This window comes from Streptomyces sp. NPDC093111 (assembly GCF_040683955.1).
Lineage (GTDB): Bacteria > Actinomycetota > Actinomycetes > Streptomycetales > Streptomycetaceae > Streptomyces.
Genome location: NZ_JBFBNW010000012.1, coordinates 139,615 through 153,174, shown reverse-complemented (window position 1 = coordinate 153,174; position 13,560 = coordinate 139,615). Strand labels below are relative to the sequence as shown.

General features: G+C 72.4%; 12 protein-coding genes. 3 read left to right on the top strand and 9 right to left on the bottom strand.

Annotation, left to right across the window (positions count from 1 at the left end; genetic code table 11):
- Window positions 1-98: 98 nt before the first annotated feature.
- A complete protein-coding gene (locus AB0Q96_RS22240; protein ID WP_365327984.1) occupies window positions 99-2,534 on the top strand; it encodes a glycoside hydrolase family 3 C-terminal domain-containing protein in 2,436 nt (811 codons plus the stop codon).
- Between the two features lie 72 nt (window positions 2,535-2,606).
- Here the strand turns inward: AB0Q96_RS22240 and AB0Q96_RS22235 are convergent, their stop codons facing one another.
- Entirely contained in the window at window positions 2,607-3,500 is an 894-nt protein-coding gene (locus AB0Q96_RS22235) for an SGNH/GDSL hydrolase family protein (RefSeq protein ID WP_365327982.1), read from the bottom strand.
- A 257-nt stretch (window positions 3,501-3,757) separates the two neighbouring features.
- Here AB0Q96_RS22235 and AB0Q96_RS22230 point away from each other — a divergent pair, with 257 nt between their 5' ends.
- On the top strand, window positions 3,758-4,252 hold the full coding sequence (locus AB0Q96_RS22230) for a DUF3145 domain-containing protein (protein WP_365327980.1): 495 nt from the start codon (window positions 3,758-3,760) through the stop codon (window positions 4,250-4,252).
- Between the two features lie 85 nt (window positions 4,253-4,337).
- Here the strand turns inward: AB0Q96_RS22230 and AB0Q96_RS22225 are convergent, their stop codons facing one another.
- The 6 genes from AB0Q96_RS22225 to AB0Q96_RS22200 form a co-directional block, all read right to left on the bottom strand.
- A complete protein-coding gene (locus AB0Q96_RS22225; protein ID WP_365327978.1) occupies window positions 4,338-6,494 on the bottom strand; it encodes a DUF11 domain-containing protein in 2,157 nt (718 codons plus the stop codon).
- Window positions 6,495-6,807: 313 nt separating this feature from the next.
- A complete protein-coding gene (gene fabF / locus AB0Q96_RS22220) occupies window positions 6,808-8,070 on the bottom strand; it encodes a beta-ketoacyl-ACP synthase II (protein ID WP_365327976.1) in 1,263 nt (420 codons plus the stop codon).
- 79 nt (window positions 8,071-8,149) lie between these two features.
- The gene (locus AB0Q96_RS22215) at window positions 8,150-8,398 is read right to left on the bottom strand and encodes an acyl carrier protein (RefSeq protein ID WP_329420325.1); all 249 of its coding nucleotides are present in this window, start codon (window positions 8,396-8,398) and stop codon (window positions 8,150-8,152) included.
- A gap of 59 nt (window positions 8,399-8,457) precedes the next feature.
- Entirely contained in the window at window positions 8,458-9,489 is a 1,032-nt protein-coding gene (locus tag AB0Q96_RS22210; RefSeq protein ID WP_365327974.1) for a ketoacyl-ACP synthase III, read from the bottom strand.
- Between the two features lie 18 nt (window positions 9,490-9,507).
- Window positions 9,508-10,425 carry an ACP S-malonyltransferase gene (locus AB0Q96_RS22205; protein WP_365327972.1) on the bottom strand — a complete coding sequence of 306 codons (918 nt, stop codon included), beginning with the start codon at window positions 10,423-10,425 and terminating at the stop codon, window positions 9,508-9,510.
- Window positions 10,426-10,514: 89 nt separating this feature from the next.
- Window positions 10,515-11,696 carry a helix-turn-helix domain-containing protein gene (locus AB0Q96_RS22200; protein ID WP_365327970.1) on the bottom strand — a complete coding sequence of 394 codons (1,182 nt, stop codon included), beginning with the start codon at window positions 11,694-11,696 and terminating at the stop codon, window positions 10,515-10,517.
- Between the two features lie 94 nt (window positions 11,697-11,790).
- Here AB0Q96_RS22200 and AB0Q96_RS22195 point away from each other — a divergent pair, with 94 nt between their 5' ends.
- Window positions 11,791-12,450 carry a pirin family protein gene (locus AB0Q96_RS22195; protein ID WP_365328322.1) on the top strand — a complete coding sequence of 220 codons (660 nt, stop codon included), beginning with the start codon at window positions 11,791-11,793 and terminating at the stop codon, window positions 12,448-12,450.
- On the opposite strand, the gene AB0Q96_RS22190 is transcribed toward AB0Q96_RS22195, so the two are convergent.
- On the bottom strand, window positions 12,447-12,713 hold the full coding sequence (locus AB0Q96_RS22190) for a DUF397 domain-containing protein (RefSeq protein WP_365327968.1): 267 nt from the start codon (window positions 12,711-12,713) through the stop codon (window positions 12,447-12,449). The genes AB0Q96_RS22195 and AB0Q96_RS22190 overlap by 4 nt on opposite strands.
- A complete protein-coding gene (locus tag AB0Q96_RS22185; protein ID WP_365327966.1) occupies window positions 12,697-13,521 on the bottom strand; it encodes a helix-turn-helix transcriptional regulator in 825 nt (274 codons plus the stop codon). Before AB0Q96_RS22185 ends, AB0Q96_RS22190 begins: the two co-directional genes overlap by 17 nt.
- Window positions 13,522-13,560: the final 39 nt, after the last annotated feature.

The window sequence follows — 13,560 nt, the reverse complement described above, 5'->3', positions numbered from 1 at the left end:
GCACCCCACCGTTGATAACGAAATGCTAACGTAACCTACCGATCTACAGGTAGTCGGGTCACCATGGCGGCATCAGCACTTCAACGAGGAGGTAGGCCGTGCCGGAGACGAACGCGGACACCCTGCGCGAAGAGGCCGTCGAGGCGGCCCTGGCCAAGCTGGACCTGGACGCCAAGACCCGACTGCTCGCCGGTCAGGACATGTGGTCGCTCCCGGCCCTGCCCGAGATCGGCCTGGTCTCCCTGGTCATGTCCGACGGCCCGATCGGCGTCCGCGGCGTCCGCTGGACCGCCGACGACCCGTCCGTCGCCCTGCCGTCCCCGACCGCCCTCGCCGCCACCTGGGACCCGGCGCTGGCCCGCCGGGCCGGCCGGCTGCTCGCCCAGGAGGCCCGCCGCAAGGGCGTCCACGTCCTCCTCGCGCCCACCGTCAACCTGCACCGCACGCCGCTCGGCGGGCGCCACTTCGAGGCGTACAGCGAGGACCCGTACCTCACCGGCGCCATCGGCACCGGCTACGTCCAGGGCGTCCAGGACGGCGGCGTCGGCACCACCGTCAAGCACTACGTCGGCAACGACGCGGAGACCGACCGCTTCACCGTCGACAACAGGATCGCCCCGCGCCCGCTCCGCGAGCTCTACCTCGCGCCCTTCGAGGCCATCGTCAGGAACGCCCACCCCTGGGGCATCATGACCGCCTACAACCGGGTCAACGGCACGACGATGACCGAGCACCGGTACCTCGTCAACGAGGTCCTGCGCGGCGAGTGGGGCTTCGACGGCTACAACGTCTCCGACTGGATGGCCGCCCGCGACACCAAGGGCGACATCGAGGGCGGCCTCGACGTCGCCATGCCCGGCCCGCACACCGTGTACGGCGAGGCGCTGGCCGCCGCCGTCCGCACCGGCGACGTCGAGGAGTCCGCCGTCGACGCCGCCGTGCGCAACGTGCTGCGGCTCGCCGCCCGTGTCGGCGCCCTCGAAGGCGCCCCGGCCGTCGTCACCGAGCCGCCCGCCGCCATCGACGGCGACGCCCTCGCCCGCGAGCTCGCCCGCCGCGGCTTCGTCCTCGTCCGCAACGAGAACGGCGCCCTGCCGCTCAAGCCCGGCAGCGTCGCCCTCTCCGGCGCCGCCGCCCGCGACGCCCGCGTCCTCGGCGGCGGCTCGGCCCAGGTCTTCCCCGAGCACACCGTCTCCCCGCTCGACGGCCTCACCGCCGCGCTCCCCGAGGGCGCGCTCACCTTCCGCGTCGGCGCCGACCCCAGCGAGGAACTCGCCCCCGCCGACCAGGGCTTCACCCTCCGCGCGGTCTGCCGCGACGCCGACGGCGCCGTCCTCGGCGAGGGCACCCTGCCCAACGGCCAGGTCCAGTGGATCGGCGACGACCTCCCGGCCGGCGTCACCCACGAGGCCCTCGCCTCCATCGAGGTCATCGGCAGCTTCACGCCCCGCGAGACCGGCGAGCACTCCTTCGGCACCCGCGGCCTCGGCGCCTTCGTCCTCACCGTCGCCGGGGAGGTCCTCTTCGACGGCGTCCAGGCCATGGGTCCCGAGACCGACCCCTTCGAGGCGTTCTTCGGCTCGCCCGTCGAGCGCGGCCGGGCCGTCCTCACCGCCGGCGAGACGGTCGAGGTCTCCCTGCGGCACTCCCTGGACAAGGAGTTCGCGGCCCCGCTGCCGGCCGTCATGTTCTCCTTCGTCCACCTCGGTCCGCGCCGTGACCCCGACGAACTGATCACCGAAGCCGTCGAGGCGGCCCGCGCCGCCGACACCGCCGTCGTGGTCGTCGCCACCACCGAGCGCGTCGAGTCCGAGGGCTTCGACCGCAAGGACCTCGCCCTCCCCGGCCGCCAGGACGACCTCGTCCGGGCCGTCGCCGCCGCCAACCCGAACACCGTGGTCGTCGTCAACGCCGGCTCCCCGGTCGAGATGCCCTGGCGCGAGGAGGTCGCCGCGGTCCTGCTCAGCTGGTTCCCCGGCCAGGAGGGCGGCGCCGCGCTCGCCGACGTCCTCACCGGCGCCGAGGAGCCCGGCGGCCGGCTCCCCACCACCTGGCCCGTCGCCCTGGCGGACGTGCCCGTCACCGAGGTCACCCCGACCGGCGGCGAACTCCACTACGAGGAGGGTGTGTTCATCGGCTACCGAGCCTGGGACAAGGCCGACGCCACCCCCGCGTACCCCTTCGGGCACGGCCTCGGCTACACCACCTGGACGTACGACTCCCTCGTCGTCACCCAGGACAGCGCCACCGTCCGCCTCACCAACACCGGTGAGCGCGCCGGCCGCGAGATCGTCCAGCTCTACCTGGCGCCCGTCGACGACCCGGTCGAGCGCCCGGCCCGCTGGCTGGCCGCCTTCGCGAGCGTCGAGGCCGGCGCGGGCGAGACCGTCGAGACGACCGTCGAACTGCCGCGCCGCGCCTTCGAGATCTGGGACGAGGAGCGGAACGACTGGACCCTCGTCACCGGCGGCTACGCGGTGCTCGCCGCGCACTCGCTGGCCGACGCGCGGCTGACCGCGACCCTGGAGCTCTGACCTCCGGGGTCCCCGAGACCGGCCCCGGGGCGGACCTGACTCCCGCCCCGGGGCCGACGGCCGTCCCGCGCCCTACCGTGCGCTGATCAGGCGATACGCGATCTCCGCGAGCCGCGCCTGCCCGTCCCGGCTCGGATGGAACCAGTCCCACGGGCTCAGCTGTCCGCCCTCGAAGCGGAAGCCGAACACCGCCCCGCCGTCGTAGCGGCAGCGCGCGTCCTTCGCGCACACCTCACGGAGCACCCCGTTGTACGCGACCACCCGGTCCCGCACCCGGTTCCTGCGCTCCTCCGCCGCCGGGCCCAGGTCCTCCGGGTCGGCCAGCATCGCGCCGCAGACCCCCAGGCTCCACACCTGACGGCCCATCGGGCTGACCCGGCCGGTGGCCCACAGCCGCTTCAGGTCCGGCAGGCTCGACACGTACACCTGCGCCTTCGGCGCCCCCGCCCGCAGCCGGCCGAGCGCCGCCGTGAACGAGGCGCGGAACTCCTCGACCGGGGTCATCAGCTCGGGCCGCTCCCGGCAGGCGTCGTTGGCGCCCATCATGACCGTGACCAGCTCGGGGCGTTCGGCCGCCGCCGCGGCCATCTGGGCCGGCAGCTCCGCCATCCGGGCCCCGGTGCGCGCCAGGTTCCAGCTCCGGCCGGCCACGCCCTCGGGCCCGAGCAGTCGCAGGGCCAGGCTGTCGACGCCCGCGTCGGTGCCGGTCGCCCAGGACGCCTCGGGGCAGTCCGCCAGGACCGCGCAGGCGTCGAAGGCGCGGGTGATGGAGTCCCCGACGGCGGCCACGGAGCCGGGGGAGGGGTCCCACAGGGGCGTCGGCTTCGGCGTCGGTCTCGGCTTCGCGGCGGTGGCGGCCGGGCGCGCGCCGTCGGCCGGGCCGTCGGCGGAGCAGCCCGTCAGCATCGCGACGCACAGCGTCGCGACCGCGGCGGCGGTGGTTCGGAATCGGCGTCGCCCGCGCATCCCCGGGGCCCCTCCTCGGCGTCCTCGCGAGTGAATGCTTCGTGTCCACCCGCACCTGACCGACCGTACGTCACTCCGATGTGGGTGAGGCACGGTAGCTTTTCCCCGTCGAACCAGAGGCGCCTCGGCCGACTGTGTCCGGTAAATTACGTCACGTCACTTGCTGTCCCCTTTTTGGGGGTTTGCGAAGTTCTGCTCCTGATGTGTTTACTGAGGCCGCTGGGCAAGGTGAACCTCGTCCCACACTGGAGGTCCCGGTGACGACACGTGGAGTCCTGTACGTACACTCCGCACCGCGCGCGCTCTGCCCGCACGTCGAATGGGCGGTCGCGGGTGTCCTCGGTGCGAGGGTCCAGCTCGACTGGATCCGCCAGCCGGCGTCCCCCGGCACCTGGAGAGCCGAGTTCTCCTGGAAGGGGCGGACCGGCACCGCCTCCCAACTCGCCTCCGCCCTGCGCGGCTGGCAGATGCTCCGCTTCGAGGTGACCGCGGAACCCTGTCCCAACGCCGAGGGTGAGCGCTACAGCGCCACCCCCGCGCTGGGCATCTTCCACGCCGTCACCGGCATCCACGGCGACATCCTGGTCCCCGAGGACCGGCTGCGCGCCGCCCTGGCCCGCGCGGCCCAGGGGGAGACGGTGCTGGAGGCGGAGGTCGCCCGGCTCCTCGGCAAACCCTGGGACGACGAGCTGGAGCCCTTCCGCTACGCGGGCGAGGGGGCCCCGGTGCGCTGGCTGCACCAGGTGGTCTAGTACGCGCTACGCGTCGACGGTCACCCGTACGCGCCGACGGCCCCGCCCTTCGTGGGCGGGGCCGTCGGCGCGTCACGGGGAGGGGTCAGGAGTGGCGGCCCCGGCTCCGGCGTCGGGCGGCGAAGGCGAGGCCCGCACCGGCGGCGACGGCGAGCGCGGCGGCCGCGGCGGCCGGTCCGGCGATCGATCCGGTGTCGGGGAGCTGACCGCCGCCCCCGGGGTGGCCGCTGTGCGACGGGCCCGGGGTCGGTTCGGTGGAGGTGCTCGGCTCGGGCGTGGGGCTGGTCGGGACGTCGACCTCGGTCGTGGCGGTGCAGTCCGGGTCGCCGCCGCCGGCCGGGCAGTTGCCGCCGGGCTTGTCGCCCACCACGGTGTTGGTCAGCTTCCGGTCGCCGTCGGCGGGCTCGTCGACCGTGACGGAGTAGGTCAGCTTCACGGTCTCGCCGACCGGGAGGTCACCGGTCCAGCTCAGCTTCGGGGCGTCGTAGCCGACGGTGCCGCTCGTGGCGGTGGCGTCGCCGCCGTACGTCGCGTCGTCGAGCACCGCGCTCAGGTCGTCGGTGACGGTCAGCGCCTTGAGCGGGGTGTTCCCGGTGTTGGCGATGTCGACCTCGTAGCTCACCTTGTCGCCGGGGGCGGCGGTGGCGCGGTCCGAGGTCTTCTTGACGTGGTAGCCGGACTTGGCGGCCACCGTGTTGCGCACGGTGTTGCTGGTGCGCTCCTGGGCGCGGCCCGTCTGCTTGCCCTTGAAGGCGACCGAGGCGGTGTCGTCCAGCTTCGTGCCCGCGGCGGTGCCGTCCGCGACCTTCGCCCGGAACGAGACGGTACGGGACGCGCCGGGCGCGAGGTCGGCGGTGGTGCAGGTGACGGTGGACGCCTTCGCGGTGCAGTCCGGGTTCGACCCGGCGACGTACTCCGTGCCGGCGGGCAGCTCGTCGGTGAGGGTGACGCCCGTGGCGGTGTCCAGGGCGTCGGTGCTGCCGTCCGCGTGCTTGTTGGTGACGGTGAAGGTGTAGGTGATGGTGGCGCCGGGGTCGACCAGGCCGGGAGGCGTGTCGTTGGTGGTGCCGGGCGGGTCGTTGGCCTTGGTGAGCTGGAGGTCCGGCTCCCGGGCCTCCAGGGCCAGCCAGACGGCCTGGGGCTCCAGCGCGTCGCCCGCGCCGTTGATCCGGAGCAGGGCCTGGGTGCTGCCCGCCGGGATCTTGCCGGTCACGTCGATGATGCGGGCGTCGTAGCCGTAGTTGCTGACCGGGTTCGGGTCGCGGGTGGTGATGTTGCTGCTGGTGCCGTCGGCGGCGACGTGGTCGATGCGCCCGGTGAAGGCGTTGTCGGTGCTGATGCCGTTCGGGCCGGGCATCGGCAGCGCGGTGAGGTTGTCCACGGTCGAGCCGACCAGGGCCTGGTCGCCGGCGATCGGGGCGTCGCCGTCCCCGACGGTGACGCCCATGGTGGCCGCGGCCGGGCCGCCGTCCGGGGTGCGGATGCCCGCCAGGGTGAGGGTGGTGGCGGGGTTCGGGTCGCGCAGCAGCTGGAAGCCGTCCCAGACCTGGAGGTAGCGCAGCGGCTCCGTGGGTGCCTCGTAGGCGACGACCAGGGACCAGCCGCCCCAGCAGCCCACGTTGTTCCCGCCCTGGTTCTGGGCGGAGGAGCGTCCGCTGCACGCCTGGATGTCGGCGACGGTGTACGAGCCCGCGCCCGCGGCCTTGACCTCGGCCGTGACGTCCTTGACGGCGCCGGCGGCCATCAGCGGCTCCGGCGGCGTACCGCCGACCTTCTGGTCGAAGTAGTCGAAGGTGTCCGCGGTGACCTGGGTGTAGCCGCTCGCCCCGGGGACCTTCCAGGACACCGTGTTCCCCTTGGCGAGGTCGCCGGAGGTGCCGTTGGTGCTCGTCCCGGTGGGGTTGAACTGCCAGTAGAGCCGCGCGGACAGGACGGTGGCGCCCGCCGGCAGCTGGAGCTGGGCGGCGGAGGCGTTGGACCCGGGGGCGTTGGGGTCGGACTTCACGTACATGGTCCGGCCGTTGTTCGTGCCCTCGGTGTCGGAGCAGACGCTGCCGTCGCTCGGGTCGCAGGTGAGGACCGAGTTGGAGGCCATCGTCAGGTTGCCGTGGGTGAGCAGGGTGACGACGGGGTCCGGGCCGATCGGCCGCTCGGTCCCCGCGCCGCGCGGAGCGGCCTGGACGGCACCGGCCATGGGCGCCGCGGCCACGGCCAGGGCGGCCGCGGCGAGGGCGCCCACCACGGGCCGCAGGGTTCGCTGGGGTCGCCCACCTCTGTGGTGACGACGGATCATAGGTGACGCCTCTCGCGGCCGAGTTCCCGGCCGACGCCTACCGCCGACCGACCGTCCCGCCGCCGGGAGCGTGCTGAGGGGCGGTACGGGCGTCAGCATCACATGATCATTCGCTCATACCGGTACGACACGCATGTTCATCGACTTATGAGATAAAAGCGACATAGGTCCACCCCCGAAACCGGGGGTGGACCTATGAGGTGACGGAACGTCACACCGCGTGTCAGGACAGCGTGTCAGAACCGCGTGTCAGAACAGCGCGTCAGACCGAACGGAACGCCAGCACCACGTTGTGGCCGCCGAAGCCGAACGAGTTGTTGATCGCGGCGATCGAGCCCTGGGGCAGTTCGCGCGGCTCGTTCAGGACGATGTCGGCCTCGACCTCGGGGTCGAGGTCGGTGACGTTGATCGTCGGCGGGGCCAGCCGGTGGTGGAGGGCCAGGACCGTCGCGACGGTCTCGATGCCGCCCGCGCCGCCCAGCAGGTGGCCGGTCATGGACTTGGTCGCGGAGATCGCGACGTGGTCCAGGTCGTCGCCCAGGACCCGGCGCAGCGCCTTGATCTCGGCGACGTCGCCCTGCGGGGTCGACGTGGCGTGGGCGTTGAGGTGGACGACCTCGGACGGCTTCAGGTCCGTCGAGTCGAGGAGGTTCTGCATCGCGGCGGCGATGCCCCGGCCGGTCGGCTCGGGCTGCGCGATGTGGTGGCTGTCGGCCGACAGGCCCTGCCCCAGCACCTCGCAGTAGATCTTCGCGCCGCGCGCCTTCGCGTGCTCCTCGGACTCCAGCACGACCACGCCGGCGCCCTCGCCCAGGACGAAGCCGTCCCGGCCCTTGTCGTAGGGGCGCGAGGCCTGCTGGGGCTCGTCGTTGTTCTTGGACATCGCCATCATGTTGGCGAAGGCCGCGATCGGCAGCGGGTGGATCGCCGCCTCGGTGCCGCCCGCGACGACCACGTCGGCCCGGCCGGTACGGATCATCTCGACGGCGTAGCCGATCGCCTCGGCACCCGACGCGCACGCGGAGACCGGGGTGTGGACGCCCGCCCGGGCGTTCACCTCCAGGCCGACGTTGGCGGAGGGGCTGTTGGGCATCAGCATCGGCACGGTGTGCGGGGAGACGCGGCGGACGCCGGACTCCTTCAGCACGTCGTACTGGTCGAGCAGGGTCGTGACACCGCCGATGCCGGAGGCGATGACGGAACCGAGCCGCTCGGGCGCGATCTTCTCGTCCTCGCCGGCGGGCGCGGTGTAGCCCGCGTCGGCCCACGCCTCGCGGGCCGCGATCAGCGCGAACTGCGCCGAGCGGTCCAGCTTGCGGGCCAGCGGGCGGGGCAGGACCTCGGACGGCTCCACCGCGACGCGCGCGGCGATCCGTACGGGCAGCTCCTCGAAGCGCTCGCCCTCCAGGGGCTTCACGCCGGAGCGTCCGGCGAGGAGGCCCTCCCAGGTGGAAGCGGAGTCGCCACCCAGCGGAGTGGTTGCGCCGATACCGGTGACGACCACGGTGCGATTGGTCGAGCTCACAGGAATTCTTTCTCCATGTGTGTGATGGTCGAAAAGCGGCGCCACCGCTGGGTGGCGAACCGGGTCAGCTAGGCCCGAATCAGGCCTGGTGCTTCAGGATGTACTCGGTGGCGTCGCCGACCGTCTTGAGGTTCTTGACGTCCTCGTCGGGGATCTTGACGTCGAAGCGCTCTTCGGCGGCCACGACGACCTCGACCATGGACAGGGAGTCGACGTCCAGGTCATCGGTGAAGGACTTCTCGATCGCGACGTCCTCGACCGGGATGCCGGCGATCTCGTTCACGATGTCGGCGAGACCGGCGACGATCTCTTCCTGGGTGGCGGCCATGGTGGCGCTCCTTCTTGTGTGTGCTGAGAAAACAGAGGCTTCCGGGAGATCCGGAGTGCCTAGGGGAGAGTAACGACCGTCGCGGCGAAGACGAGACCCGCCCCGAAGCCGATGATGAGCGCCGTGTCGCCGCTCTTGGCCTTGCCGGTCGCCAGGAGCCGCTCCATCGCGAGCGGGATCGAGGCGGCCGAGGTGTTGCCGGTGGTCTCCACGTCACGGGCGACCATGACGTGCTCCGGCAGCTTGAGGGTCTTCACCATCGAGTCGATGATCCGCATGTTGGCCTGGTGCGGGATGAAGACGTCCAGGTCGTCCGCCGAGATGCCGGCGGCGTCCAGGGCCTGCTGGGCGACCTTCGCCATCTCGAAGACGGCCCAGCGGAAGACCGCCTGGCCCTCCTGCGTGATGGCGGGGAACTTGATGTCGCCCTGCTCGTTGAGGGGCAGCGTCGAGTCGTCGCCGCTGTGGAACTCGTTCCACGGCACGGTCTGCTTGATCGTCTCGGACTTGTCGCCCTCCGAACCCCACACCGTGGGGCCGATGTGCGGCTCGTCCGAGGGGCCGACGACCACGGCACCGGCGCCGTCGCCGAACAGGAAGGCCGTCGCGCGGTCCTCCAGGTCGGTCAGGTCGCTCAGCCGCTCCACGCCGATCACCAGCACGTACTCGGCCGAACCCTCGACGATCATGCCCTTGGCGAGGGTGAGGCCGTAGCCGAAGCCCGCGCAGCCGGCGGAGATGTCGAACGCGGCCGGCTTGCCGGCACCGATCTTGTCGGCGATCTCGGTGGCCACCGCCGGCGTCTGCTTGAAGTGCGACACCGTGGAGACGACGACCGCGCCGATCTGCTCGGGAGAGATCCCGGCGTCGGCGATCGCCTTGCCGGAGGCCTCCACCGACATCGCGGTGACGGTCTCCTGGGGGGACGCCCAGTGGCGGGTGGCGATGCCGGAGCGCGAGCGGATCCACTCGTCGGAGGAGTCGATCTTCTCCAGGATCACCTCGTTGGGCACCACACGGGTCGGGCGGTAGCCGCCGACACCGAGGATGCGCGCGTACGGGGCGCCCTTGCTGGGCTTGATCTTCGCCATGCTTCTCGACACTCCTTGTCAGGCCGTGGCCGTCGTCGCTGCGAGCGTGCGGGCCGCGTCGAGGTCGTCCGGGGTCTTCAGAGCCACGGTGGGGACACCGGGCAGGGCGCGCTTGGCGAGGCCGGTCAGGGTGCCGCCGGGGCACACCTCGATCAGGCCGGTGACGCCGAGCTCCTTGAAGGTCTCCATGCACAGGTCCCAGCGGACCGGGTTGGCGACCTGGCCGACCAGGCGGGCGATGACCTCCGCGCCGCCGGTGACGACCTGGCCGTCCTTGTTGGAGACGTAGCGCACGGCCGGGTCGGCCGGGGACAGCTCCTGGGCGGCGGCGGCCAGCTTCTCCACGGCCGGGGCCATGTGGTGCGTGTGGAACGCGCCGGCGACCTTGAGCTCGACCACGCGCCGGACGCCCTCGGGCTTGTCCTCGGCGAGCGCGGCCAGCTGCTCCAGGGTGCCGGCGGCGACGATCTGGCCGGCGCCGTTGACGTTGGCCGGGGTCAGGCCCAGCTTCTCCAGGTGCGGGACGGTCACCTCGGGGTCGCCGCCGAGCAGCGCCGCCATGCCGGTCTTCGTGATCGCGGCGGCCTCGGCCATCGCCAGACCACGGGTGCGTACGAGACGCAGCGCGGCGGTGTCGTCGAGGACGCCCGCGAACGCGGCGGCGGTGAACTCGCCGACGCTGTGACCGGCGACGGCGCCGGGCGCCAGGTCACCGAGGGCGGCGGCGGACAGCAGACCGGCCGCGACCAGCAGCGGCTGCGCCACGGCGGTGTCGCGGATCTCGTCCGCGTCGGCCTTCGTGCCGTAGTGGGCAAGGTCGAGCCCGATGGCGTCGGACCAGGCCGCGACGCGGTCGGCGGCACCGGGGAGTTCGAGCCAGGGAGTCAGGAAGCCGGGCGTCTGGGCGCCTTGGCCGGGAGCGACGAGTACGAGCACCCTCACACTCTCTCTTGGGGACGGTCCCCGACGCCCGTGGGGACAAGGACGAAGAACCGTCGGTCGAATTGTTGGTGTTCGACAAAAGTCTAGGACTGGGTATCCGCGTCGGCCAAGCGCCCGAGGATGAGTGCGATCCGCAGGGTGAACGCGGAGCGGACGTCGGAGGGTGACCAGCCGGTGACGTCGGTCACACGTCGAAGCCGGTAGCGCACGGTGTTCGGGTGGACGAACAGCATCCGCGCCGCGCCTTCCAGGCTGCTCGCCTGCTCCAGATAGACACTGAGTGTTTCGAGCAGCGCCGATCCCGCTTCTTCCAGCGGTCTGTAGATCTCCTCCACCAGCTGGTCGCGGGCCGAAGGGTCGGAGGCGATGGCCCGCTCCGGCAGGAGATCGTCCGCGAGGACGGGCCTGGGGGCGTCCTGCCAGGCCGTGCAGGCCTTGAGGCCGGCGGCGGCGGCCTGCGCGGACCGGGTGGCGGCCAGCAGGTCGGGCACGACGGGCCCGGCGACGACGGCACCGGCCGCGTACGGCCCGATCAGCGCCTTCGCCACGGCCAGCGGGTTGTCGTTGCCGCCCGCGATGACCACGAGCCGGTCCCCGAGGACCCCCGTGAGCACCTGGAGCTTGGCGTGCCGGGCGGCCCGGCGGATCGCCTCGACGGTCAGCTCGCTGTCCCCGTCGGGCGCCGTCCCCAGGACCACGCACACGTTCTCCGGCGAGTTCCAGCCGAGCGCGGCGGCCCGGGACACGGCCCCCTCGTCGGCCTCCCCGGAGAGCACCGCGTTCACGACCAGCGACTCCAGCCGGGCGTCCCAGGCGCCCCGCGCCTCGGCGGCCTGCGCGTACACCTGCGCGGTGGCGAAGGCGATCTCCCGCGCGTAGACGAGCAGCGCCTCGCGCAGCACCCGCTCGTCGCCCGGTGCGGCGACCTCGTCGATCGCCACCTCCATGACCTCGATGGTCGTGCGGACCATCTCGACGGTCTGCCGCAGCGTGATCGCCCGGGTCAGCTCGCGCGGCGCGGTGCCGAACACGTCGGTGGAGATCGCCTGCGGGGTCTCCGGGTGCCGGAACCACTCGGTGAACGCCGCGATCCCCGCCTGGGCGACCAGGCCGATCCACGACCGGTTCTCGGGCGGCATCGCCCGGTACCACGGCAGCGTCTCGTCCATGCGGGCAATGGCGTTGGCGGCGAGCCGCCCGGAGGACTGTTCGAGGCGCTTCAGGGTCGCGGCGTGCGGGTGAGGGGCGTTCACGGGTTCAGACACGGGGACAAGACTGCCTTATCAGGACGGCCGCGTGCGGGGTCGGGGCGGTTTCGCGGACACCCCGCGCACCGGCCGCCGCTACCGTGGGCCCGTGATACGCATCCAGCGCGCCGGGGAGCGGTACCCCGGAGGTGACCCCGAGGCCGGGATCGACACCCGGCACGCCCTCTCCTTCGGGCGCTTCTACGATCCCGACAACCTCCGCTTCGGCGCGCTGCTCGCCTGCAACGAGGAGCGTCTCGCGCCGGGGGCCGGTTTCGACGAGCACCCGCACAGTCACACCGAGATCGTCACCTGGGTCGTCGAGGGCGAGCTCACCCACCGCGACTCGACCGGCCACGCGACCCTCGTCCGCCCCGGCGACCTCCAGCACCTGAGCGCCGCCGAGGGCGTCCGGCACGTCGAGCGCAACGACGGCCCGGCCCCGCTGGTCTTCGTCCAGATGTGGCTGGCCCCGCTGACCCCCGGCGGCGCCCCCGCGTACGACGTGGTCCGCGGCATCGCCGACGCCACCCCGTACGCCCTGCCGGCGGCGGGCGCGATGCTCCACGTACGCCGCCTGGAGGCGGGCGAGCGGTCCGCCGTCCCGGACGCCGCCTTCGTCTACGCGCACGTGGTGCGCGGCACGGTCCGCCTCGACGGCGAGGAGCTGTCGGCGGGCGACGCGGCACGCGTCACCGGCGCGGAGGGCCTCGCCCTGCTCGCGACCGGCGACGCGGAGGTGTTGCTGTGGGAGATGCGGGGTGCGTCCTAGCGGACGCCGTCCACGAAGGTCTGCCAGGCGGCGGCGCCGACGATCAGGGCCGGGCCCGTGGGGTTCTTGCTGTCACGGACCGGGACGGTGCCGGGGCAGTCGTCGATGACCTCAAGGCACTCGCCGCCGGTGTTTCCGCTGTACGAGGACTTCCGCCAGGCGGCGTTTCCGGTGACGGTGCACTCGACGCATTCGCCACCGGTGCTTCCGCTGAAGCTGGACTTACGCCACCGCGCGCCGGTCAGCTCAGGACGGGTCTCCATAACGTTCCTCCATCACGCGGGCGATCAGTGCCGCCGAATCCTCTACGGAGAGGGCGGTGGCCTGCACGTGAGAGTAACGGAGCGCGGCTTCCCTGACGGTGTCGGGGTTGGCGGTCATGTGGCCCGAGATGATGTCCTCGGTGTAGACGATATCCGGGTCGTCGTCGAAGCGAAGGGCTGTGAACGACCCTGCCAGGCTTGCGTGTTCGCCCGCCTCGAAGGGCAGCACCTGGATGCGCATCCAGCGGTGGTCGGCGAACGTCAGCAGGTGGGCCAGTTGCCTGCGCATCACCTCGCGGCCGCCGATCGGCCGGTGGAGCACCGCTTCGTCGAGCACCGCCCAGGCCAGCGGCGGGCGCTCTCGGGTCAGGATGCGCTGGCGTTCCATGCGCGCCGCGAGCAGACCCTCCAGGTCGTCCGGCATGCCGGTGGCCAGGACCGCCCGCGCGTACTCCTCCGTCTGCAACAGCCCGTACACCAGCTGCGTCTGGAACGTGGAGATGTACGTCGCGATGGCCTCCATCTGCGCGTACGGCTGGAACCACGCCGGCAACTGGCTCCGCAGCACCAGCCCGACGAGCCGGCTGAACAGCCCGTCCGTGCCGAGTGCCGCGTCCAGCCGTTCGGAGAACTCGCGGGTGGGGATCTTCTTCGCGCACTCGACCTGGCCGATCAGGGAGGCCGAGCAGAAGATGATGTCGCCCAGCTGCTGCTGTTTGAGGCCGTGCGCCTCGCGTAAGCGGCGGAGCTCCCAGCCGTAGTAGTCCAAGGGGGAGGCGCTGGGGTCGAGTTGCATGATGTTGGCCATGGCGGGTACCTCCGGCCTGGACGCGCTCGGCGTGTCGAC